Below are 22,326 nucleotides of genomic sequence, written 5' to 3' on the forward strand. Positions count from 1 at the left end.
GTGTTATTAAAGGAATCATAATGTGAGATCGCAGTTTTTGTTTAAATTTCTCCTGAATAAACGAATAAATCTTTTTAATTAAGCAAAAGAATTATATTTCCTAGATACCTTTTTGTAATTAGAAAAAATAATGTGGATTTAGTTCTCTAAATTATTAACAAGTGTTTCTGCAACAGAATTTGCTTTTCCTCGAAGTTGTTGTAAATCTTCACTATCAGATATTATATTTTTAAAAGTTGAATTCGCTAAAGCGATAAAATCCTCTTTGCTAATGGAAATAGGCTTATTTGAAATATCATTTTCTTTTCTGATGTCGGAAACTTCATGATTGACGAAACACAATACGGCACTAGCAAAAAAATGACCTCTAATATGATAACAAGGTAAATATTCTGTATATTTTTCTAATTCTTGGTCTAATAAATTGGTACAGATTTCAGATTGTTTTATAAAATTATTGATTTTTTCTTGATCAAAAATCGGCTTTTTACTTCTAGGACTTTTTAAAAATTGTAGACAATTATCTTTCAAACATTTTTGTCCTATATTATCTCTTTGAATAAGAAAATCTAAAATCATTAATTTTTTGGTTTCCTGATTAAAATGATCTAGCCATTTTTCCACTTTGTCGATAGGGTATTCAGTTTCTTTTGATCTACATTGAATAATTTGATAGATACTGTAAGATAACAAAATTATATTTTCAATACTATGAGTTTCCGTTTCTAATATTTTTGGATGTTTATAAAGTTTTCCTTGTAACTTTCGATAATCACTATCTGTCGCAACTGCAAATTGAGAATTTTTTTCCTTAAGTAATATATCAATATATTTTTTTAATTCAGGGAAACCACCAACTGGTTTTAATTTACATTTATAACCATTTATTTTTTCAGGAAAAAACGAACTCCAAAAAAGTTTATCATCATTACCCTCAACATACACTAAATATTCACCTTTATAAAAAATATCTGCATTTTTAATTCCAGAAGAACTACGAGTAAACATTTTTAATGTACTATACCCTCCATATCAATAACTTTATTTCTGTAATCTGCTACAATATCAGGTGAATGAGTGGCAATAATTAATTGAGCATTAGGGTTTAATTCTCTAATCGCATTTATAAGTTTTTCTTGCCATTTAACATGAAGAGATAGTTCCGGTTCATCAGCAATAAATATTACATTCCTTTTTTCTTGAAGTAGAGCTTCCAAAAACTGAATTAGTAATTGTTTTTCTCCAGAAGATAACTGATTCCAAGGAAAATATTCATCTTTATTATCAATTAAGTAAAATGATAACTCACTTGTTTTTTTTTCGTAAATTATTTTCTTTTTTGTAACAAAATTATTAAGTATTTTAAAAAAGTTATCTCTAGCTTCAGTTATTTTATTTTTTTCTTTTTCTGATTCATTTAATAAATCAATAATACGGTTTGTTCTGTAAAATAGAGGAATTGCAAATACATCATCAGTATTTTCACTTTGATTATTCTCAACTCTTAATCCTTCTATTCCTGTCTTGATTTTTTCAATATGTTTATCAATATCATTCTTTCTATCTTTAATTCCTAATTCTTCAAATGCTTTATATATTTTGTTTTTTTGTTCTTCTAAAGTTGAGCCTTGATTTTCTATCTTTTTTCTGTCAAATTTGTCAAAATCTTCACTGTAAAGAAGAGATAAAAGAGTTTGTTTTTGAAAATCATTAGATATTTCATTCAATCTTGTTTCTAGTTTTAATTGATAAGATGAAAGTCTATTCAGTAATTTTTTCAATCTTTCATCGACGGCAGATATTGATTGAATAGAGTCATTTTCATTTTCCAAATTATATGAATGTCTGTAAACAGAAATTTCAGAAACTTCTACTATTTTATATAATTCTTTCTTTAACTCAATATATTGGTCTCTATAAGGACGATGCATTCTACCATATAAAAATCTATCATTTACAACTCTTGTTGTTCTTGACAAAATGCTTACATCTATAAATAGATCATATGATTTTTGACTAATTTTATATTGATAATGGTTAACTGGTATGTTCTCTTTTGAGTGGTTAATAACTCTGATAGTTTTAGCTTTTTTATTATTTATATCTATTAACCTAATAACAATCTCATCAAATGATAATCTTGCTAATTGATAAAAATCAACATTAAGAACTGCACTAATACTATTTACAAAAGTTGTTTTTCCAGTACCATTTTCGCCAATGAAAATAGTAACATCTTTATCAATTTTTGTTGAGGCTATTTGTCTTCCCCAAAATCCTTTAATCTCTACACTTTGAATAATCATAACATTCTGTTACATATAACTAATTTATGGATATACAACGGTTAATATAACAAATCTAATATATAGTATTTCTAACCATGATTAACATACATACAAAAAAGTAAATTTCCCACAACTATTCTATTTAGGGGAATAAAAATGTTTTTTATACCAGAGAAAATATGTTAATTTTAATGCTTATGCACAAATTCTTGTCGGGTAGATTAAATTATTCTCAGGCTTGTGCAGAACTAGAAATGCTTAAACAACGAGAACCAAATTTCACAGACTCAAATATTCAAAGCCCTTATCTCTTATCCCATGATGAAGATCACAGAATTGTAATTATGGATTTTGAGATCAGTAAGAGAAAAAAATGCTTAAAACAAGGGTATCCTGTCATGCCGATTTGGTTAGATGAGATTCATTCCTTGTTAACAGAAAAGCTAGATCAAGTTTCTTATAAAACCGATCCTGAACGAAAAAGACAAAAGGCAGAGCAAATGGAATGCGAAGTTACGACTAGAAAGAATCGTATTGATCAGATTTTATTGGCTTTAAGATGGAATATACTCCTCATCTTGATAGTTTTCAATTATTTAGTTATGAGGTTAGTGTCAAGAATATATCTACGAACTCAGGTTAAAATATGAGATCGACTAAATTAAATAATTATAGATATTCCAATAATATTTTATGCAAACTCCCTATACTCCTAGTGATATAGAGTCTAAATGGCAACAACAATGGTCAGATATTGGACTTTATGATACTGACGAAAACCCTACAAAACCTAAATTTTATGCCCTTTCTATGTTTCCTTATCCATCAGGAAAATTGCATATGGGTCATGTCCGTAACTATGTTATTACTGATGTTATTGCCCGTTTTAAAAGAATGCAAGGACATCGAGTATTACATCCAATGGGGTGGGATGCTTTCGGTTTACCTGCGGAAAATGCCGCCATTGATAGAGGTATTCCCCCAGCTAAATGGACTTTTGAAAATATTTCTCAAATGCGATCTCAACTACAAGAGTTAGGTTTATCAATCGATTGGAGTCGAGAAGTTGCTACTTGTTCACCAGAATATTATAAATGGACACAGTGGTTATTTTTACAATTTTTAGACGCAGGATTAGCTTATCAACGAGAAGCTGCGGTAAATTGGGATCCTATAGATCAAACTGTACTAGCAAATGAGCAAGTTGACGCTGACGGTTATTCATGGCGTAGCGGAGCAAAAGTTGAACGTAAATTATTAAGACAGTGGTTTTTGAAAATTACTGATTATGCCGAACAGCTATTAAATGACTTACAACAGTTACAAGGTTGGCCCGAACGAGTAAAAACTATGCAGGAAAACTGGATAGGAAAGTCTGTAGGAGCTTATTTAGAGTTTCCTGTTGTGGGAACAGATGAAAAAATAGCCGTCTTTACAACCCGTCCTGACACTGTCTATGGAGTCACTTATGTAGTACTCGCTCCTGAACATCCTTTAACCCAAATTGTCACGACACCTGAGAAAAAAGAAGCTGTAGAAGCCTTTATCCAAGAAGTCAGTAATGAAAGTGAAATCGATCGCACGGCGGATGATAAACCCAAAAAAGGTAAATTTACTGGGGGTAAAGCTATCAACCCTTTTACGGGTGAAGAAATACCTATTTTAATCGCTAACTATGTGTTGTATGAATATGGTACTGGTGCAGTCATGGGTGTACCAGCTCACGATGTGCGAGACTTTAAATTTGCTAAAGAAAACGATTTACCAATAAAAGTAGTAATTTTACCTGATGACGCTGATAATTCTGATATTTGCTTATTAGAAGCATACACTGAGGCAGGAATAATGATTAATTCTGGTGGCTTTAATGGTATGAATTCCGTAAAAGGTAAAGAAGAAGTAATCAGATTAGCAGAAAATAATGATTATGGTAAAAAACGTATTCAATATCGCCTTAGAGATTGGTTGATTTCCCGTCAACGTTACTGGGGGTGTCCGATTCCTGTCATTCACTGCGAAGATTGTGGCACAGTGCCAGTTCCTAGTTCGGATTTACCAGTTAAATTGCCTGAGCAAGTAGAATTTTCTGGGCGTGGTCCTTCACCTTTAGCTAAACTAAATGATTGGGTAAATGTGTCTTGTCCGAAATGTGGCAAACCCGCTAAACGAGAAACAGACACTATGGATACTTTCATTGACTCTTCATGGTATTTTTTGCGTTATACCGATGCCACGAACCAAGATGAGCCTTTTAACGTTGATAGAGTTAATGATTGGATGGGAGTGGATCAGTACGTAGGAGGAATAGAACACGCAATCTTACATTTACTTTATTCTCGTTTTTTCACAAAAGTAGTGCGTGATCGAGGTTTAGTCAATGTTGATGAGCCTTTCAAGCGTTTATTGACTCAAGGCATGGTGCAGGGTTTAACTTATAAAACTCGTCAAACTGGTAAGTATATTACCCCAGACCAGATCATTTATAAAAATGGCGAATGTCGGCATCAAGAAACTAATGAACCCGTTGCTACTTTTTATGAAAAGATGTCAAAATCTAAATATAACGGAGTTGATCCACAAATAGTGTTATCTAAATATGGTGCTGATACGGCAAGGATGTTTATCTTATTTAAAGCACCTCCTGAGAAAGATTTAGAGTGGCAAGACGCTGATGTAGAAGGGCAATTTCGTTTTTTAAATCGGGTTTGGTTACTAATAAATGAGTTTATTGAAAATCCTAATTCTGCTAAAGATAAAACCTTTGATAAAAGTAAGCTGACGAAGGAAGAAAAAGACTTACGCAGAGCAATTCACACCGCAATTAAAGAAATTTCAGAAGACTTAAATGATGATTATCAATTTAATACGGCAGTTTCTGAGCTGATGAAACTAAGCAACGCTTTGAGAGATTATAATATTAAAAACTCTCCTGTTTTTCTCGAAGGAATTGAAACTTTAATTTTACTTTTAGCACCCTTTGCTCCTCACATTAGCGAAGAATTATGGCAATTATTAGGTAATAATGAATCAGTGCATTTACAATCATGGTTAACGTTAGATAATGATGCTTTAATTGTCGATGAAATTACCTTAGTTATTCAAATTATGGGTAAAACTAGAGGCACAATTTGCGTACCAGCTTCCGCAACTAAAGAGGAATTAGAAACCTTTGCGAAACAATCTGATATTGCCAAAAAACATATTGGTGATAAAACGATTAAAAAAGTAATTGTCGTACCGAATAAATTGGTTAATTTCGTAATAAGTTAGCTTTAAATCCCCAGAGTTGGGGATTTTACTTTTTAAATAGAGTCTAATCTATGATTAATCTGAGTTTTATATGAAATAGATTATGATTGACTCTTGTCTACAAACTAATATGTTTTAAAATTTAGAAAAGTTAAATAAATAATATTTCTCATAGATAAACAGTCTTTATTAATGATCATGTGAACACTTAAACATATAAGAATTTTATCAATTTCGTTATAATAAAAGACTGTTAACATTGAGATTATTTATGATTCTTTTTAAATATAAATTAATTAATTTTTTATTAATTTTAACCATTTTAAATTTAATAGGATGTAACCAAACTAAAGTAATCGAAAATGATGCTCTCTCCCCTGAGATAAAAATTGATAATGAAAAATCAAAAATAACAGAAGGAAAACTTAATTTAACAGTTAGTATCTTGCCTCAAAAATATTTTGTTGAAAAAATAGGAGGAGAATTAGTAACTGTAAATGTTATGGTTGAACCTGGTATGTCCGCAGAAACTTACGAGCCTTTACCTCAACAACTCAGTAATTTAAGTAAATCATCGGCTTATATTAGTATCGGTGTTCCTTTTGAACAGACTTGGCTAGAAAAGATTAAATCGGCGAATACGAATATACCTATTATTAATTCTGGGGCAGGTATTGACAAAATACCTATGATTGGGCATCATCACGATCATGAAGAAATCGACGAACATCATCACGAGCAAGAAGGAGAAAAAATAGAAGCAGAAAATCTTGATCCTCATATTTGGTTATCTCCTAAATTAGCCAAAATTCAAGCCAAAAATATTTATCAAGAGTTAGTAAAACTAGACCCTAAAAATCAAACAATATATAAAGAAAATTTAGATAAATTTATTATTGAAATTGAAGATTTAGATCAACAAATAACTGACAAATTTGCAAATATAAATAAACGTAAATTCGTAATTTATCATCCAGCATGGGGTTACTTTGCGAAAGATTATAATTTACAACAAATACCTATAGAATTTGAAGGACAAGAAGCTACTACGGCGGAATTAGTAAACTTAGTTAAAGAAGCAAAATCAGATAATATTACTGTTATTTTTGCTCAACCCCAATTCAGTTCTAAAACTGTTGATACTTTGGCAAAAGAGATAGGAGGAGAAGTTGTTTTACTGGATGATTTAGCCGAAAATTGGTCAGAAAATCTCTTAGATGTTGCCGATAAATTAGCACAATCAATGAAATAAAAAGAAAAGATAATGAGTGAAGTGATAAACTTATCAAATATTTGTGTAAATTATGGTAAAAATAATGTCTTAGAAAATATTAATTTACAGGTAAAAGAATTAGATTTTATTGGTATCATTGGACCAAATGGTGGAGGAAAAACTACTTTATTAAAAACATTATTAGGATTAATTACTCCTAAAACTGGGACAATTTCGATCATGAATTATCCTGTTTCTCAAGGTAGAAAATATATTGGTTATGTGCCTCAAGTTTTAGAATTTGATCGCAGTTTTCCTATTTTAGTAGAAGACGTGGTGAAAATGGGCAGATTATCAAAAAGTAAGCTATTTCACCGTTATAATTCCGAAGACGAAAAAATTATTACCCATTGTTTAGCACAAGTAGGAATGCTAGAATTGCGATCTCGGTCTATTAGCGAATTATCTGGAGGAGAAAGACAAAGGGTTTATATTGCCCGTGCTTTAGCTAGTAAACCTCATATATTATTATTAGATGAACCTACTGCCAATGTTGACTCAAAAATTCAGAATAGCATTTATGAACTACTAAGAGAGCTTAATGAGTACATGACTATTTTGCTTATTTCCCATGATTTAGGAGTAGTTTCTTCCTACGTTAAAACTATTGCTTGTTTAAATCGGACACTACATTATCATCAAGACAAATTAATTACTCCTCAAATGATTCAGGAAACTTATCAATGTCCCATTGATTTAATTGCTCATGGTGTGCCTCATCGCATCTTACCAGAACATAATCATAAATTAAAAAAGTAAATTTGTAAGTATTTCTCCTAATTTCTACCTTCATTAAAAAAACTTTTTCATCACACCCTTATTATGATTGAGATTTTACAACTTGAATTTATGCAAAATGCCATTACTGCAGGTGTATTAGTTAGTATTGCCTGTGGTATTATCGGTACTTTTGTTGTCGTTAACCGCATTGTTTTTATTAGCGGTGGTATCGCCCATGCCGCTTATGGAGGTATCGGTTTAGGTTATTTTTTCCGTTTTAATCCTATGATAGGTGCGATCGCCTTTGCGGTATTTTCGGGGTTAGCCATGGCATGGGTAGAAAAAAATACGAAAGAAAGAGCAGATACGATTATTGGCACAATGTGGGCGATAGGTATGGGAATCGGAATTATTTTGATTGACTTAACCAAAGGATACAAAGCCAATTTGATGAGCTATCTTTTCGGTAGTATTTTAGCAGTGCCTAAAAGTGACTTATTAATTATGGCAGTTTTAGACGTGATTATCGTGGGGATGGTGTGCTTATTTTATAAGGAATTATTAGCAATTTCTTTTGATCCTGTTTTTGCTACAACTAGAAATATTCCCGTTAATGCTCTATATCTAATGTTAATCAGTGCGATCGCCTTAACTATTGTCATGGTAATGCAAGTGGTAGGCTTAATCATGGTAATTGCTTTACTAACCATTCCTGCCGCCGTTGCCAATCAATTTGTGCAGGAAATTAAACAGATGATGGTATTAAGTAGTATTTTGGGAGTGTTATTTATATTAATTGGCTTATGGCTTTCCTATGCTTTTAATTTAACTTCTGGTGCAACGATTATTGTGGTATCAGGATTAGCTTATTTTCTAAGTTTAGGTGTAAAAACTATTCATAATTAGAGTCTGCTGAAAATCAATAAACAGACTACATTGCACAAAAAGTGAGCAGTTTTAGCAAGGGGTTTAAACCCCTTGTTTAATCAAATCAAAAAATGGGTAAGTAGTATACCTAAATTCTAATCATGAAAGTCATTAAAACTTTGCCTATGCTTCCTACCCTCACGAAAAAACCTTTTCAGCAACCCCTAATTTATTCTTACCTCCAAACTGGGGAAATCAAGAATGGGGTAAGTTTTGTAATTGTTAATTATTAATTATTTACCCTCCGCCGAAAACTTGAATATCTTTAAAAGCACATACAGGCGAAGCATGACCGACATTTATTGATTGATTAGGCTCACCTTTACCGCAATAGGGTGTACCATAAAATTCACGAGTTGAACTATCTCCCACATGAATTAGATTATGCCAAAAATGTTGGGTAACTCCTCGATAATTAGGATTCCGAAGGGTTTTTGTGAGTTTTCCATTTTCGATTAACCGTGCATATTCACAGCCGAATTGAAATTTATTGCGATAATCATCAATTGACCATGATTTATTAGATTCCATATAAACTCCATGATCGATGGAACTGATAATATCATTAAAACTACTATTCCCCGATTCTAAGTTTAAATTAGCCATGCGATCAATCGGTGCACGATTCCAAGAAGATGATCTAAAATTGGCAACACCCAGTACATTTGCTCTTGCTTGACTTTCTAAACTACCTAACCCTCGCAATAAAATTCCATCTTTGATTAAATACTCTTTTTCCGCCTTTAAACCCGCATCATCAAAACCATAACTAGCTAATTCCCCTTGTACGGTAGGATCAAAGGTAATATTCATGATAGACGAACCATAGGCTAAATTACCAAAATCTGATAACTTGACAAAACTACTACCAGCATAATTACGTTCATCCCCCAAAATTCGATCTAACTCTAACGGATGTCCGATACTTTCATGGATTTGTAGCATCATTTGATCAGGTGCTAAAACTAAAGTAGTGATAATATCAGGGCATTCAGAGGCATAAAGTAACTCTATGGCTTCCTCTCCGATACGTTTTGCCCGAAGTAAAGTCGTTTCAGGGTTAAAAACCTCCTTTCCTCCTTGATAACATCTAGCCATCATGCCGTTGTCTGTGCGTTTTTGCACAACATTATCTTCTTGGGCAGTGGCTTCATAATCCGTGGCAGCTAACGAAAATTCTTGATGAATATTTGCACCGTTACTACTGACAAAATGATGTTGAATCTCGCTAATTTGTGCCATTGCCGTAGCTTTGACGATTTTATCAGATACTTTTAACGCATGACAAGTTTGTATTAATAAATCATTTAATTCTTGATGGTTTAATAAACTAGCTGAATCTTTTACGGGAGATTTATAGTTACCTTTGGTGGGAGGGCGAATATCAGTGTTAAATTGGAATATACCCCAATTATTAATACTTTTTGCCTGTTTTTGTGCAATTTCAACGGCTTCTTGAATATTAGCTTGATCTAGTCTATTGGTAGCACAGTAACCCATTTGCCCATTTATCATTACTTCCACCATCACCCCATTCGTAAAATTTCTGCCATTACTTTGGGGTTTCCCATCTCGAAAAACTCTAGTAGTAGTAGTTTCCCTAACTTGTCTTAAACCTACCCAATCAGCATTAATTTTGAGATTATTTAAGGTTTTTTCTAAATCAAATATCATAATCTTCTTTTGAAATCTCAGATAAACTAAATATTCTTTTCAACAATATTGCTTATTATAACTAGCAATTCTGAACTCACTTATTTATTATTTCAAGGATTAAAGGATTTATAATTTAACATTGATCAAAAATTCTCACAAAAAATAAAAATGAAAATTGGTGTCCCTAAAGAAATTAAAGATCAAGAGTTTCGAGTTGGTTTAACTCCTGCTAGTGTTAGAGTTTTAACTCAGCAAAATCATGAGGTTTTTATCGAAGAAAATGCAGGGTTAGGCTCAAGTTTTAGTAATGAAGATTATCAAAAAGTAGGGGCAACAATTGTTAATACTAAAAGCGCATGGAATCAAGAATTAATAATTAAAGTCAAAGAGCCTCTTTCTTCAGAATATCATTATATCCATCAAGGACAAATATTATTCACTTATCTTCACTTAGCAGCTGATCGTAGTTTAACAGAATTTCTCCTTAAAAGTGGTATTACTGCAATTGCTTATGAAACAGTGCAACTACCTGATGGCAGACTACCTCTTTTAACTCCTATGAGCATCATTGCAGGAAAATTAGCAGTACAAATTGGGGCGAGATATTTAGAAAAACAACAAGGAGGCAAAGGAGTATTACTTGGAGGTATCCCCGGAGTTGCCCAAGGAAACGTCGTTATTTTGGGAGGTGGCGTTGTCGGTACAGAAGCCGCTAAAATTGCCGTAGGTATGGGTGCAAAAGTCACTATTTTAGACGTAAATATTGATAGATTAGCTTACCTAGAAAACCTTTTCGGTTCAAGAGTCGAGTTATTATATAGTAACTCTCAACATATTGCCCAAAATATATCTAAAGCAGATTTATTAATTGGTGCAGTCTTAATTACAGGAAAAAAAGCACCTATTCTCGTCTCAAGGCAATTAGTTAAAGAAATGTCTGAAGGTTCAGTAATTATGGATGTAGCGGTAGATCAAGGAGGATGTATCGAAACCTTACGCACCACTTCCCACAGTGAGCCTAGCTATATAGAAGAAGGAGTTATTCATTTAGGTATTCCCAACCTTCCAGGTGCAGTACCTTGGACGGCTACTCAAGCATTAAACAATAATACTCTGCCCTATGTATTAAAACTGGCAAATCAAGGTATTGGAGCATTAAAACAAGATTCTAGTCTTGCTCAAGGCTTAAATATACAATATCATCGATTAGTACATCCAGCCGTACAACAAGTATTTCCAGACTTAACCATCAATAACTAACAATTTGTACAACGTTACTCGAAAGACTATTAATCCTTCGCTCTGGGTAAGATTTGTTAAAAAAATTTTTTTTGGTGGGGATAAATATCAGTACTTACCTTCAATTATTAAGTTTTGTAACAAAATTGCCATTAAAATGGGATAACAGCTTGACAGTTTAAAAGAAAAAAGTTAAATTAATGAGTATCGCACCTGGGCATATCAAATAAAAGCGAATATGCAAGAAAAGCAAAAAGTTACTCTTTATCTTCCACCAACACTGCATCGTCAATTAAAAGTAAAAGCAGCTATCGACACTGACTCCATGTCAGCCCTAGTCGAGAAAGCTATTAGCTTCTACTTAAAACACCCCGAAGCAGTAGAGGAATTAGAAGCGAGTTACGGAAAAACTCATCAAGTTCACATTTGCCCTGAATGTAATGCCGCCATGGTTATGCGTGACGGAGACATGATTTCTCTGAAAAATCAACCAAATATTGTTGATGAAGAATTTCCCTTAATTGGTGAAACCAAGGAAATCAATAAAGACACAGAAGGACAAGAAGAGTTAATCCCTTGCTAAATGATGACAGTGATGTCAGCGATTACAGTAACTGCCTAACCACAATAGAGGTCGATCCCATGAAAGAAGAGTTAAACATTCTTATCAAAGCTCAATATCCCCTGATTTATTTAGTAACTTCGGAAGAAGAACGTGCAGAGGAAGCCATTGCTACCATAGTGAATGAATTACAAAATCAGGGATCTCGTCGAGTATTTGTGTGGACAGTAACCCGTGGAATCGTTGAACACTCTCAGCAAAATTCAGTCTCTGTACAACATAATACTGTTTCTCCCGAAGCAGCTATAGAATGGGTTGTCAGACAAAAAGAGGCGGGGATTTACATTTTCAAAGACTTACACCCTTATTTAGAATCACCTCCCGTGACAAGATGGTTGAGAGATGCCATTGCTAGTTTTAAGGGAACTGATAAAATAATTGTCTTGATGTCACCATATCAGCAAACACCTTTAGAACTGGAAAAAGATTTAGTGGTGTTAGACTTTCCCTTACCTCAAGCCCATGATTTGGATTTAGTATTGGAAAGGGCATTAAGAAAAAGTAGAGGAAAAGAACTTCTTCCAGAAGTCAAAGAAAAGTTACGCAGAGCTGCCCTCGGTTTAACTATCGATGAAGCAGAAAAAGTCTATCGCAAAGCTCAGATTAAGGCGGGACAATTAACAGAAAATGAAGTTGAAATCGTCCTTTCTGAGAAAAAGCAACTTATTCGGCGTAATGGAATTCTTGATTATATTGAAGAAGATGAAACCATAAACGCAGTGGGCGGTTTAGAAGAACTAAAACACTGGTTAACTCAACGTTCGGAGGCTTTCACAGAAAAAGCTAGAGCTTATGGTTTACCTCAACCAAAAGGAATGCTCATTTTAGGAGTACCGGGTTGTGGAAAATCTCTGATAGCTAAAACGACAGCTAAGTTATGGGGTTTACCTTTACTAAGGTTGGATATGGGTAGAGTCTATGATGGTTCGACGGTAGGAAAATCCGAAGCCAATTTACGTAGTGCCTTAAAAACAGCAGAGTCTATTTCTCCAGCGATATTGTTTATCGATGAATTAGATAAAGCTTTTGCTGGTGGTGCAGGATCTGGTGATTCTGATGGTGGTACTTCTAGTCGTATTTTTGGTTCATTCCTGACGTGGATGCAAGAGAAAAATTCTCCAGTCTTTGTCATGGCAACAGCTAACCGCATTGAAAAATTACCCAGTGAGTTTTTGCGTAAAGGTCGTTTTGATGAGATCTTTTTTGTGGATTTGCCTAGTCATCAGGAACGAGAAGCTATTTTCAGTATTCATCTTGGCAAACGTCGTTCCGATATCGGTCGTTTTGACTTGGAACAGTTAGCTAAGGTATCAGAAGGTTTTTCTGGGGCAGAAATTGAACAAGCAATTGTGGCGGCTATGTATGAGGCTTTTGCTCAAGCACGAGAATTTACACAGTTAGACATCATTGCGGCGGTCAAATCTACACTACCTCTGTCCCGAACTATGACAGAACAGGTCACAGCACTACGAGATTGGGCGAATAAAAGAGCCCGACCTGCTTCAGCCTCCGTTGTGGAATATCAACGAGGGTCATTTTAACAGTCTTTCTCTTATTGTCGGGGAAAGGTTAGCTTAATTGCTAACAGTTTAATCTAAAGCACTTTATGTGCAATTTAATATCAAAAAGTTGTCTTTAATCTCTTAGGAGGAAATACCAATGTCTCATTTCAGTACTTTACGCACCAAAATCTCTTCTGCGGAAATTTTAACTAATTCTTTGCGTGATCTCGGTATCAGTGTAAAAACAGATGCTGATGTTCGTGGCTATAATGGTCAACGTCTTCGTGCTGATATAGTAGCTGTTTTAGAGGGAGAATACGATCTCGGTTGGTCTCGCAATGCCGATGGTAGCTTTGATTTAATTGCTGATCTCTGGGGCGTTGCTAAAAAACATAATCAAACTGAGTTAATTAACTCCATTAATCAAAAATATGCAGTTAACAAGACTTTGGGTGATGTTAAACAACGTGGATTACAAAACGCTAATGTTAAATTAGTTCTCAAGTAATGCAATATATTTTCTGAAAGTGCATTCCTAATTTTTAAGGCTAATCAATTAATTTTGGTTAGTCTTTTTTTTTGGGCAAATGGAAAGATGAATAAAAAGATCCGATTTCACCCCAGTTCGATAGACTTGTGCAATAATTTTCATTTAGGAGGGCTAAAATCCTCACTAAGACACTATGTAAATATTCACTCTTAGTTTCTTAGTCTCCTACCCTAAATCCCCTAGTCTCGTTTTCACCAACTAATTTAGATCAAGTTCAGGTAAGTTCGTAATGGTGGATCACCGTAATATCTATTAATTTATAATTTTTTGCCATCTTCTACAATATAAGTTATGTAGCTAGGAGATTTATTTTTATGAATGGAAATATTAGAGTCGGTAGCTTATTCGGTATCCCTTTTTATGTCAATCCTTCATGGTTTTTAGTATTAGGGTTAATGACTTTAACCTATGGTACTGATTTGGCTTATCAAACTCAATTACCCGGTATTTTACCTTGGGTAGTTGGTTTAATTACTTCTTTACTTTTATTTTCTTCGGTTTTAGCTCACGAATTAGGTCATAGTTTTGTGGCGATCGCTCAAGGCATAGAAGTTAAGTCTATTACCCTGTTTATTTTTGGTGGTTTAGCCGCTTTAGAAAAAGAATCAGAAACACCAGAACAAGCCTTATTAGTTGCGATCGCAGGTCCTTTGGTTAGCGTTGGTTTATTTATTCTTTTTAGTTTGATCGGAATTAACTTTACCTTACCTTTAACCTTAAGTCTTATAGTATCGTTATTGGCAACTATTAACTTAATTTTGGCTGTGTTTAATATGATTCCGGGTTTACCCTTAGATGGTGGTAACGTATTAAAAGCCATTGTTTGGAAAATCACAGGCAACCCCCAAAAAGGCGTTATTTTTGCGGGAATGGTAGGACAATTTTTCGGTTGGACTGCTATTATTATTGGTGCATTAGGAACACTAAACGTGATTGGTTTTGGTAATTTTTGGACTGTATTTATTGGTTGGTTTTTATTACAAAATGCAGGAAATGCAGCTCAATCGGCAAGAATAGAAGATAAACTGAGTCATTATGTCGCTGGGGATGCCGTTTTACCTGAAAGTCCAGTTGTTCATGATAATTTAACCTTAAGAGAATTTGCCAATGAATATGTTATCGGTAAACAACAATGGCGTAAATTCTTAGTTACCAATGATGAAGGTATTTTAATTGGAGTTTTAAATACAGATGATTTGCGTTCAGTTTCAACCATGCAATGGAATCATTCTCATGTATCAGATTTAATGAAATCGAAAAATGAGGTTAAAACTGTGATAGATACCATTTCTTTGTTAGAAGTAGTAAAATTATTAGAACAACAACAAGAACAAGAATTAACGGTAGTGAAAGAAGATGGCGTGGTGGTAGGTTTAATTGAAAAACAAGGCATCATCAAATTTTTACAATCTAAAGTTACTCCCGCAATAGGTTAATTTTTCACAATATTCTCAATACTCCAAAGTCATGTTAATTGTTAATTGTTCATTGTTAATTGTAAAATCAGCTATTAATTAGATATTAACCATGCAAAATTTACGGACAGCAGTGATCAACTATTATGAAGTTTTGGGAGTAAGAAATGATGCTACCCCAGAAGAAATCAAAAAAGAGTTTCGTAGTTTAGCCAGAAAATATCATCCAGATATGAATCCGGGGGATAAAACATCGGAAGAGAAATTTAAGCAAATTAATGAGGCTTATGATATTCTCTCAGATGATAAAAAACGTCAGACTTACGATTTTGACTTTTTTGGTGGAAGAAGTAGATTTGTGCGTGGGCAAAATAACAAGAGTAACTCTGGTTTTCCTTTTTCTCCACCAAATATGGGCGGTTTTTGGGATAATATTAGTTCCAATAATACTACCAGAGTTAAAAGTAATTCTCCAAGAACTCGCATTACTACGGCTGATTATAGTTCGGGGACTACAAGAACTCCAGTACCACCTCGATCTCAGCCCAAAGATATTGAAGCAAAGCTAACTTTACCTTTAGAAAAAGCCTATCAAGGAGGTAGGGAAAGAATAAAACTAGAAGATGAGCGATCACTTGAAGTTGATATGCCTTCAGGAATGTATAATGGTCAAAAAATTCGCCTCAAAGGACAAGGTATTAGAGGGGGAGATTTATACTTAAAAATATTGATTCAATCCCATCCTTTTTTTACTCTACAAGGATCTGAGATTTCCTGTGAAATTCCTTTAACTCCTTCTGAAGCCATTGTTGGTGGTGCGATCGAAGTACCCACTATAGATGGTTTAGTCAAAATGAATGTACCTGCGGGGGTAAAATCAGGACAAAGATTAAAATTAGCAAATAAAGGTTATCCGAATATTCGAGGAGAAAGAGGAGATCAATTAGTTATTATAAAAATAGTGATACCCAATGAAGTTAGTGATGAAGAAAAGAAATTATATGCACAAATACGAGAAATCGAACAATTTAAACCTCGTCAAAATCTGATTAATTCCTATCAGGGAAAATAAGGTTTTTATAAAATTTAAGGAATAGAGAATGAGTAATCGTCTTTGACACCAAAAATGTATTGAGTGGAATTTATTTTTCTTTTTTTTAGTAGAGGTTTAATAGTTTAATAAACATAAATTTTGTCAAGGAAAATTTATAATTATTTACATTTGTTGATTTAAGATTTTCTTGAGCATCAGATTACTAAATTATGATATTCTAGTGATTGTCAGTTAAGTTCTGAGAATTAACCAAAATGCAAGTTAACGATTTAGGCTTTGTTGCCACCCTTTTATTTGTGCTTGTGCCTACTGTTTTTCTCCTAATTTTATATATTCAAACTGGAAAAAACGAAGCCTAATAAACATATTTAAGAAAAAACAAGATAATCAATTATTAACGTTGTTATCTAAAAAAAGAGTTTATTACTAGGAATTTAATCATTTATGATTTTCTTAATACTTAAAGTATTTTACCTAGTTTTAAACTCTTTAAAATCATTCGCTTTATAACTTGACTATTCTCGATTATTTACATTTTCTTTGAAAAATATTCCAGCTAATATAGCTAATCTTAAATCTGTCAAAGTATTACAAACTTATTCCCAGATTCTAAATGACTAACAAGAAACTAAAGATTTTTGTTCTTGATTTAAGTATTCTTGTAATTGTTTTTCAATTTGATTTTTAACAATTTGTCTATATTCCATAAAATGTTCATTATGGGCACAAAGGGTTAAATAATGTTCCCATACTGCGGGATTGTTTTTGATAATACTGAATAGATGATGCCAAAATTTCCAACGGGTATCTCTTTTTATTCCTTGTCTCCATACTACGATCGCCAACGCTTTAAGATCAATTAATGTTGGTAATTTTGCGGGAGGATGAGCTTTAGGAGCACCTAATTTCAAGAAACAATGGTAAATACGATCAAGATAGGCATGGGGATCATATAACCGCCAAAAAGCATCGACATATTCATTAGCAATGTCTTCCACAGGGCGAGTTGGCACAAAATTCATTAAAGTAGTTTGATTGATGTTACCGTCTTTTCCTTCTCTTAAACGTCCTTCTTTTTCTAAACGATGCCATAATGCTGTATTAGGCAAAGCTTGAAGCATAGCGAAGGTTGTGGTGGGAATCCCCACTTGTTCGGCAAATCTGACAATGCGATCGCCAGCACCTTTTTTCTCACCATCAAAACCAATAATAAAACCAGCCATAGGGCGTAAACCAATACGAATAATTTTATCAACGGCATCTGCAAGAGAGCTACGAGTATTTTGGAATTTTTTTGTAAGCTGTAAACTATCTTCGTCAGGGGTTTCAATGCCTAAAAATACCGCATCAAAATAACAATCTACCATCAATTCCATTAATTCTTCATCATCAGCTAAATCAACAGAAGCCTCAGTATTGAAACGGAAAGGATATTGTTTTTCTTGTTGCCAAACTTTTAAGGCTTTTAGCAATAATTTGACGTTGCGTTTATTACCGATAAAGTTATCATCCACCATGAAAACACTTCGCCGCCATCCTAATTCATAAAGATAATCTAATTCTTTTAATAATTGTTCAGGGGTTTTAGTTCTTGGTTTTCGTCCATAAAGTACAATAATATCGCAAAACTCACACTGAAAAGGACATCCACGAGAAAATTGTACAGACATGGAATCATAAGCATTAAATTCCAGTAAATCAAAACGAGGTACGGGAGTAACTGTTACGTCAGGTTTTTCGGTGGTGCGGAAAGTACCTGATTTTTCACCTTTTTCGATGGCTTCCACAAACATTGGTAAGGTAATTTCACCTTCATCCAAAATTAAAAAATCTGCGCCAGCTTGTTCTGCTTCTTGGGGTACAGAAGTAGGATAAGGACCACCTACGGCTACTAATTTTCCTCTTTGTTTCGCTTCCTTGATTTGACTAATTAAATCATCTTTTTGGACGATCATCGCTGACATAATTACCACATCTGCCCATGCCCATTCTGCTTCTGTTACAGGACGTATGTTGCGATCAACTAGCTTAAATTCCCATTCTTGAGGTAAAATTGATGCTACAGTAATCAATCCTAATGGTGGTAATAATACTTTGCGATCAACTAATTCTAAAATTTTGTCATAAGACCAAAAAGTTGGTGGAAAAATGGGATAAATTAATAAAGCTCGCATTATAAAAGGTGGTTGAATTACTAAAAATTGGTTTATTATCCTCAACTTTAACCTAAATTTTTAAAAAATTAACTATATTTTTTGTAATAATTATAGGTTTTATATAGTATTATGTTCATTAATCATCAAATTCACCACTGAAGCCATAGCTAAAATTTCTATTTTTAACCTGAGTTTTAATATAAGTACTCATGCAAAATTAATTGTATAAAGACAATAGTTTTAAAACTATTTTTGTCATAGTTTTAAGCAAGATAAAATGCACAATTAATTTTACTTACTTCCTTACAATACAAGATGACTAACAGAAAAGAGTAGTAGATAAATTATGTTTTTTGCGAATTAATAAAATGCTCTCAAAAATGTGCAAATTTTAAAATTTTTATTATTATTTTACTTCTCAACTTGTGTTATCTTGATCATTTTTCCTCTATCGAACTAAGTTTATTTTCAAAGGAGTTTATACTTCTAATTTCCCTCTTGTTGGGCGAAATAAATGAGAATGTTCAGGGTGGTATAATTGAGATCTAAACTCATTGTTTGAAAATTTTTTCAATGCAGGACTAATAATATACATAGTTGTCCTAATTAAGTTATTTTCTTCAGTTGCGATCGCCATTAGCTTTAAAGGTACAATTAAAATTTTCTCATCTTTCCAACCCACCCGATAACACACGGCGACGGGAGTATCAGCAGGATAATGTTCTAATAAGTCTTGTTGAGCTTTGCGAACATGACGAGCCGCTAAATATAAACATAAACTAGCTTGATGTGCCGCTAAACTCTTCAATTCTTCTTTTTTTGGAACGGGGGATGCACTACCACTAACTCTTGTTAGAATGATGGTTTGTACTAACTCAGGAATAGTTAATTCACTGCTAATTTTGGCAGCAGCTGCCTGATAAGCACTAATGCCCGGTATCAATTCAAAGGAAATATTTGCTTCTGCTAATTGTCTCATTTGCTCATCAATGGCACTATAAAGAGATAAATCACCTGATTGAAGCCTCACCACTATTAAACCTTCTCTAGCCTTTTCGATCATCAAAGGCACTATTTTTTCTAAGGTTTGATTACTGGTAGTAATTAATTGAGCGTTGGATTTTACATCTTTTAAAATTTGTTTTGGTACTAAAGAGTCAGCATAGAAAATAACATCTGCTTGTTGTAAAATTTTGTAAGCTTTAATTGTTAATAAATCTGGATCACCTGGTCCTGCTCCGATAAAATAGACAATTGATTTCATATTATTTTAATTATATATTTAACCAATGCTTTGATTTGTTTTTGTTCAACATTTTCAACATGATCATAACGTAATTTGATACACCAACCCTTGTTAAGAGTTAAATTCCCTCTTTCACATTTTGTTACAATAATCTATGATGATTAAATGAGAGATAAAAATAAATGTCTGTCACAAGAATTTTCGTGCCTAGAAATATGATAAATTCTAAAATCGGTGTTGTTCAATTAAAACTACACTTACATTGCTTTTTTTAATAATCCTTGAGAGAAAATTCAAAGGATTCTGAAAGTTTAACTAATATACAAAACCTATTATGACAAAAGATCTCAGTAAATATAGAAATATAGGCATTTTTGCTCACGTCGATGCAGGTAAAACGACAACAACAGAAAGAATTCTCAAATTAACTGGTAAAATTCATAAAATTGGCGAAGTACACGATGGTGCAGCTACCACTGACTTCATGGAGCAAGAACAGGAAAGAGGTATTACCATCCAATCCGCCGCTACAAGCTGTTTTTGGAAAGATCATCAATTCAATGTTATTGATACTCCCGGACACGTTGACTTTACAATTGAAGTGTATCGTTCTCTCAAAGTTCTTGATGGTGGTATCGGTGTATTCTGTGGCTCTGGTGGAGTTGAACCTCAATCAGAAACAAACTGGCGTTATGCTAACGATTCTAAAGTAGCTCGTATTATCTACGTTAATAAACTTGATCGAACTGGGGCAGATTTCTACCGTGTTGTTAAACAAGTTAAAGAAATTTTAGCCGCCGAACCTTTAGTCATGGTATTACCCATCGGTGTAGAAACTGAATTTAAAGGGGTAGTTGATTTATTAACTCGTAAGGCTTGGATTTGGGATGATTCTGGTGATCCTTTTGCTTACACCATTGAAGATGTACCCGAAGACATGAAAGACGATGTGGAAGTGTATCGTGAACAGTTAATCGAAATGGCGGTACAACAAGACGATGATTTAATGGAAAAATATCTCGAAGGCGAAGAAATTGCTATTGATGATATTAAACGTTGTATCCGTAAAGGCACTCGTGATCTAGCTTTCTTCCCTACCTATTGCGGTTCTTCCTTCAAAAACAAAGGGGTACAATTAATTTTGGACGCTGTAATTGACTATTTACCTGATCCTACTGAAGTTAACCCTCAACCTATTACTGATATTGAAGGTAATGAAACTGGAGAATTTGCCATTGTCGATGCGAATGAACCTTTACGTGCTTTAGCTTTCAAAATTATGGATGATCGCTATGGTGCTTTAACCTTCACTCGTATTTATTCTGGGGTATTAAGTAAAGGTATGACCATTTTAAATACCGCTACGGGTAAAACTGATCGAATTGGTCGTTTAGTGGAAATGCACGCTAATGATCGTATTGAGATTGAATCGGCTCAAGCTGGTGATATTGTCGCTATTGTGGGTATGAAAAATGTGCAAACTGGTCACACTTTATGTGATCCTAACAATCCTGCAACCCTTGAACCGATGGTATTCCCTGATCCTGTAATCTCGATCGCTATCAAGCCTAAAAATAAAGGTGGTAACGAAAAAATGGGTCTTGCTCTCAGTAAAATGGTACAAGAAGATCCTTCTTTTTACGTTGAAACCGATCAAGAAAGTGGCGAAACTATTATTAAAGGGATGGGTGAATTACACCTCGATATTAAAGTTGATATTCTTAAACGTACTCACGGCGTAGAAGTGGAAGTTGGGAAACCTCAAGTAGCTTATCGTGAATCTATTACCAAAGTAGTTAACGATAGTTACACTCACAAAAAACAATCTGGTGGTTCTGGTCAATTTGGACGTATCGACTACACCGTTGAACCGGGCGAACCGGGTACTGGCTTCCAGTTTGAATCTAAAGTAACTGGTGGTAACGTACCTCGTGAATTTTGGCCTGCGGTACAAAAAGGCTTCCAAGCTAGTATTGTTAAAGGTGTCTTAGCTGGTTTCCCCTGTGTTGACTTAAAAGTCACTTTAACAGATGGTGCATTTCACGCTGTGGACTCTAGTGCCATCGCCTTTGAAATTGCTGCCCGTGCGGGTTATCGTCAATCTATTCCTAAAGCTGGTCCTCAATTATTAGAACCTATTATGAATATTGATGTTTTCACTCCTGAAGATCACATGGGAGATGTAATTGGTGATCTTAACCGTCGTCGTGGGATGATTAAATCTCAAAGCACAACTCCTATGGGTGTAAGAATCAAAGCCGAAGCACCTTTGAGTGAAATGTTCGGTTATATTGGTGATTTAAGAACCATGACTTCTGGACGTGGTCAATTCTCCATGGAGTTTGATCATTATGCACCTTGTCCTAAGAATGTAGCTGATGAAGTTATTAAAGAAGTTAAAGAGCGGGAATTAGCGGCGGCTAAATAAT

The 22,326-nt window shown here is 33.9% G+C and carries 18 protein-coding genes; 13 read left to right on the forward strand and 5 right to left on the reverse strand.

Annotated elements, in window-relative coordinates:
• Positions 1–138: 138 nt before the first annotated feature.
• Both GM3708_RS11860 and GM3708_RS11865 read right to left on the reverse strand, forming a co-directional pair.
• Positions 139–1,008, reverse strand: coding sequence for a DUF4435 domain-containing protein (locus GM3708_RS11860; protein WP_066347174.1), 870 nt, complete (start codon positions 1,006–1,008; stop codon positions 139–141).
• Positions 1,009–1,010: 2 nt separating this feature from the next.
• Complete coding sequence (locus GM3708_RS11865; RefSeq protein ID WP_066347175.1) at positions 1,011–2,306, reverse strand: ATP-binding protein; 1,296 nt, start codon at positions 2,304–2,306, stop codon at positions 1,011–1,013.
• Positions 2,307–2,485: 179 nt separating this feature from the next.
• Here GM3708_RS11865 and GM3708_RS11870 point away from each other — a divergent pair, with 179 nt between their 5' ends.
• From GM3708_RS11870 to GM3708_RS11890, 5 genes are all read left to right on the forward strand, one after another.
• Positions 2,486–2,938 carry a hypothetical protein gene (locus GM3708_RS11870; RefSeq protein ID WP_144439315.1) on the forward strand — a complete coding sequence of 151 codons (453 nt, stop codon included), beginning with the start codon at positions 2,486–2,488 and terminating at the stop codon, positions 2,936–2,938.
• Between the two features lie 43 nt (positions 2,939–2,981).
• Complete coding sequence (gene leuS, locus GM3708_RS11875) at positions 2,982–5,558, forward strand: leucine--tRNA ligase (protein ID WP_066347178.1); 2,577 nt, start codon at positions 2,982–2,984, stop codon at positions 5,556–5,558.
• A 250-nt stretch (positions 5,559–5,808) separates the two neighbouring features.
• Positions 5,809–6,789, forward strand: coding sequence for a metal ABC transporter solute-binding protein, Zn/Mn family (locus GM3708_RS11880; RefSeq protein WP_066347181.1), 981 nt, complete (start codon positions 5,809–5,811; stop codon positions 6,787–6,789).
• A 12-nt stretch (positions 6,790–6,801) separates the two neighbouring features.
• Complete coding sequence (locus tag GM3708_RS11885) at positions 6,802–7,569, forward strand: metal ABC transporter ATP-binding protein (RefSeq protein ID WP_173645014.1); 768 nt, start codon at positions 6,802–6,804, stop codon at positions 7,567–7,569.
• A gap of 63 nt (positions 7,570–7,632) precedes the next feature.
• A complete protein-coding gene (locus GM3708_RS11890; protein WP_066347191.1) occupies positions 7,633–8,436 on the forward strand; it encodes a metal ABC transporter permease in 804 nt (267 codons plus the stop codon).
• Positions 8,437–8,694: 258 nt separating this feature from the next.
• Here GM3708_RS11890 and GM3708_RS11895 read toward each other — a convergent pair whose 3' ends face one another.
• Positions 8,695–10,131: a TldD/PmbA family protein gene (locus GM3708_RS11895; RefSeq protein ID WP_066347193.1), complete on the reverse strand. Its 1,437-nt coding sequence runs from the start codon at positions 10,129–10,131 to the stop codon at positions 8,695–8,697.
• 150 nt (positions 10,132–10,281) lie between these two features.
• Between GM3708_RS11895 and ald the strand changes: the two genes are divergently transcribed.
• From ald to psbM, 7 genes are all read left to right on the forward strand, one after another.
• Positions 10,282–11,373: an alanine dehydrogenase gene (ald, locus tag GM3708_RS11900; RefSeq protein ID WP_066347196.1), complete on the forward strand. Its 1,092-nt coding sequence runs from the start codon at positions 10,282–10,284 to the stop codon at positions 11,371–11,373.
• 217 nt (positions 11,374–11,590) lie between these two features.
• Positions 11,591–11,935: a hypothetical protein gene (locus GM3708_RS11905; RefSeq protein WP_066347198.1), complete on the forward strand. Its 345-nt coding sequence runs from the start codon at positions 11,591–11,593 to the stop codon at positions 11,933–11,935.
• A gap of 59 nt (positions 11,936–11,994) precedes the next feature.
• Positions 11,995–13,515 carry an AAA family ATPase gene (locus tag GM3708_RS11910; protein ID WP_066347200.1) on the forward strand — a complete coding sequence of 507 codons (1,521 nt, stop codon included), beginning with the start codon at positions 11,995–11,997 and terminating at the stop codon, positions 13,513–13,515.
• Between the two features lie 118 nt (positions 13,516–13,633).
• Positions 13,634–13,984, forward strand: a complete 351-nt coding sequence (locus GM3708_RS11915) for a DUF1257 domain-containing protein (protein WP_066347202.1) — start codon at positions 13,634–13,636, stop codon at positions 13,982–13,984.
• A 356-nt stretch (positions 13,985–14,340) separates the two neighbouring features.
• Complete coding sequence (locus GM3708_RS11920; RefSeq protein WP_066347204.1) at positions 14,341–15,462, forward strand: site-2 protease family protein; 1,122 nt, start codon at positions 14,341–14,343, stop codon at positions 15,460–15,462.
• A 91-nt stretch (positions 15,463–15,553) separates the two neighbouring features.
• Positions 15,554–16,513, forward strand: coding sequence for a DnaJ C-terminal domain-containing protein (locus tag GM3708_RS11925; protein ID WP_066347206.1), 960 nt, complete (start codon positions 15,554–15,556; stop codon positions 16,511–16,513).
• A gap of 236 nt (positions 16,514–16,749) precedes the next feature.
• The gene (psbM, locus tag GM3708_RS11930; RefSeq protein WP_015221999.1) at positions 16,750–16,854 is read left to right on the forward strand and encodes a photosystem II reaction center protein PsbM; all 105 of its coding nucleotides are present in this window, start codon (positions 16,750–16,752) and stop codon (positions 16,852–16,854) included.
• Positions 16,855–17,112: 258 nt separating this feature from the next.
• Here psbM and GM3708_RS11935 read toward each other — a convergent pair whose 3' ends face one another.
• Positions 17,113–18,669 (reverse strand): B12-binding domain-containing radical SAM protein, encoded by a 1,557-nt coding sequence (locus tag GM3708_RS11935; protein ID WP_066347208.1) that lies wholly within the window; start codon positions 18,667–18,669, stop codon positions 17,113–17,115.
• Between the two features lie 460 nt (positions 18,670–19,129).
• Positions 19,130–19,915, reverse strand: a complete 786-nt coding sequence (cobM, locus tag GM3708_RS11940) for a precorrin-4 C(11)-methyltransferase (protein ID WP_066347211.1) — start codon at positions 19,913–19,915, stop codon at positions 19,130–19,132.
• A gap of 316 nt (positions 19,916–20,231) precedes the next feature.
• Here cobM and fusA point away from each other — a divergent pair, with 316 nt between their 5' ends.
• The gene (gene fusA, locus GM3708_RS11945; protein ID WP_066347212.1) at positions 20,232–22,325 is read left to right on the forward strand and encodes an elongation factor G; all 2,094 of its coding nucleotides are present in this window, start codon (positions 20,232–20,234) and stop codon (positions 22,323–22,325) included.
• Position 22,326: the final 1 nt, after the last annotated feature.

The sequence above is a fragment of the Geminocystis sp. NIES-3708 genome, from assembly GCF_001548095.1.
In the GTDB taxonomy this organism is placed as follows: domain Bacteria; phylum Cyanobacteriota; class Cyanobacteriia; order Cyanobacteriales; family Cyanobacteriaceae; genus Geminocystis.

What these genes read in the sequence shown, in the direction of transcription:
- GM3708_RS11870 (WP_144439315.1), top strand. Translation starts at nt 2,486, where the DNA reads ATGCACAAATTCTTGTCGGGTAGATTAAATTATTCTCAGGCTTGTGCA.
- GM3708_RS11920 (WP_066347204.1), top strand. Translation starts at nt 14,341, where the DNA reads ATGAATGGAAATATTAGAGTCGGTAGCTTATTCGGTATCCCTTTTTAT.
- GM3708_RS11890 (WP_066347191.1), top strand. Translation starts at nt 7,633, where the DNA reads ATGATTGAGATTTTACAACTTGAATTTATGCAAAATGCCATTACTGCA.
- GM3708_RS11905 (WP_066347198.1), top strand. Translation starts at nt 11,591, where the DNA reads ATGCAAGAAAAGCAAAAAGTTACTCTTTATCTTCCACCAACACTGCAT.
- cobM (WP_066347211.1), bottom strand. Translation starts at nt 19,915, where the DNA reads ATGAAATCAATTGTCTATTTTATCGGAGCAGGACCAGGTGATCCAGAT.
- GM3708_RS11865 (WP_066347175.1), bottom strand. Translation starts at nt 2,306, where the DNA reads ATGATTATTCAAAGTGTAGAGATTAAAGGATTTTGGGGAAGACAAATA.
- GM3708_RS11880 (WP_066347181.1), top strand. Translation starts at nt 5,809, where the DNA reads ATGATTCTTTTTAAATATAAATTAATTAATTTTTTATTAATTTTAACC.
- psbM (WP_015221999.1), top strand. Translation starts at nt 16,750, where the DNA reads ATGCAAGTTAACGATTTAGGCTTTGTTGCCACCCTTTTATTTGTGCTT.
- GM3708_RS11910 (WP_066347200.1), top strand. Translation starts at nt 11,995, where the DNA reads ATGAAAGAAGAGTTAAACATTCTTATCAAAGCTCAATATCCCCTGATT.
- GM3708_RS11860 (WP_066347174.1), bottom strand. Translation starts at nt 1,008, where the DNA reads ATGTTTACTCGTAGTTCTTCTGGAATTAAAAATGCAGATATTTTTTAT.
- GM3708_RS11915 (WP_066347202.1), top strand. Translation starts at nt 13,634, where the DNA reads ATGTCTCATTTCAGTACTTTACGCACCAAAATCTCTTCTGCGGAAATT.
- GM3708_RS11885 (WP_173645014.1), top strand. Translation starts at nt 6,802, where the DNA reads ATGAGTGAAGTGATAAACTTATCAAATATTTGTGTAAATTATGGTAAA.
- GM3708_RS11895 (WP_066347193.1), bottom strand. Translation starts at nt 10,131, where the DNA reads ATGATATTTGATTTAGAAAAAACCTTAAATAATCTCAAAATTAATGCT.
- GM3708_RS11925 (WP_066347206.1), top strand. Translation starts at nt 15,554, where the DNA reads ATGCAAAATTTACGGACAGCAGTGATCAACTATTATGAAGTTTTGGGA.
- leuS (WP_066347178.1), top strand. Translation starts at nt 2,982, where the DNA reads ATGCAAACTCCCTATACTCCTAGTGATATAGAGTCTAAATGGCAACAA.
- GM3708_RS11935 (WP_066347208.1), bottom strand. Translation starts at nt 18,669, where the DNA reads ATGCGAGCTTTATTAATTTATCCCATTTTTCCACCAACTTTTTGGTCT.
- ald (WP_066347196.1), top strand. Translation starts at nt 10,282, where the DNA reads ATGAAAATTGGTGTCCCTAAAGAAATTAAAGATCAAGAGTTTCGAGTT.
- fusA (WP_066347212.1), top strand. Translation starts at nt 20,232, where the DNA reads ATGACAAAAGATCTCAGTAAATATAGAAATATAGGCATTTTTGCTCAC.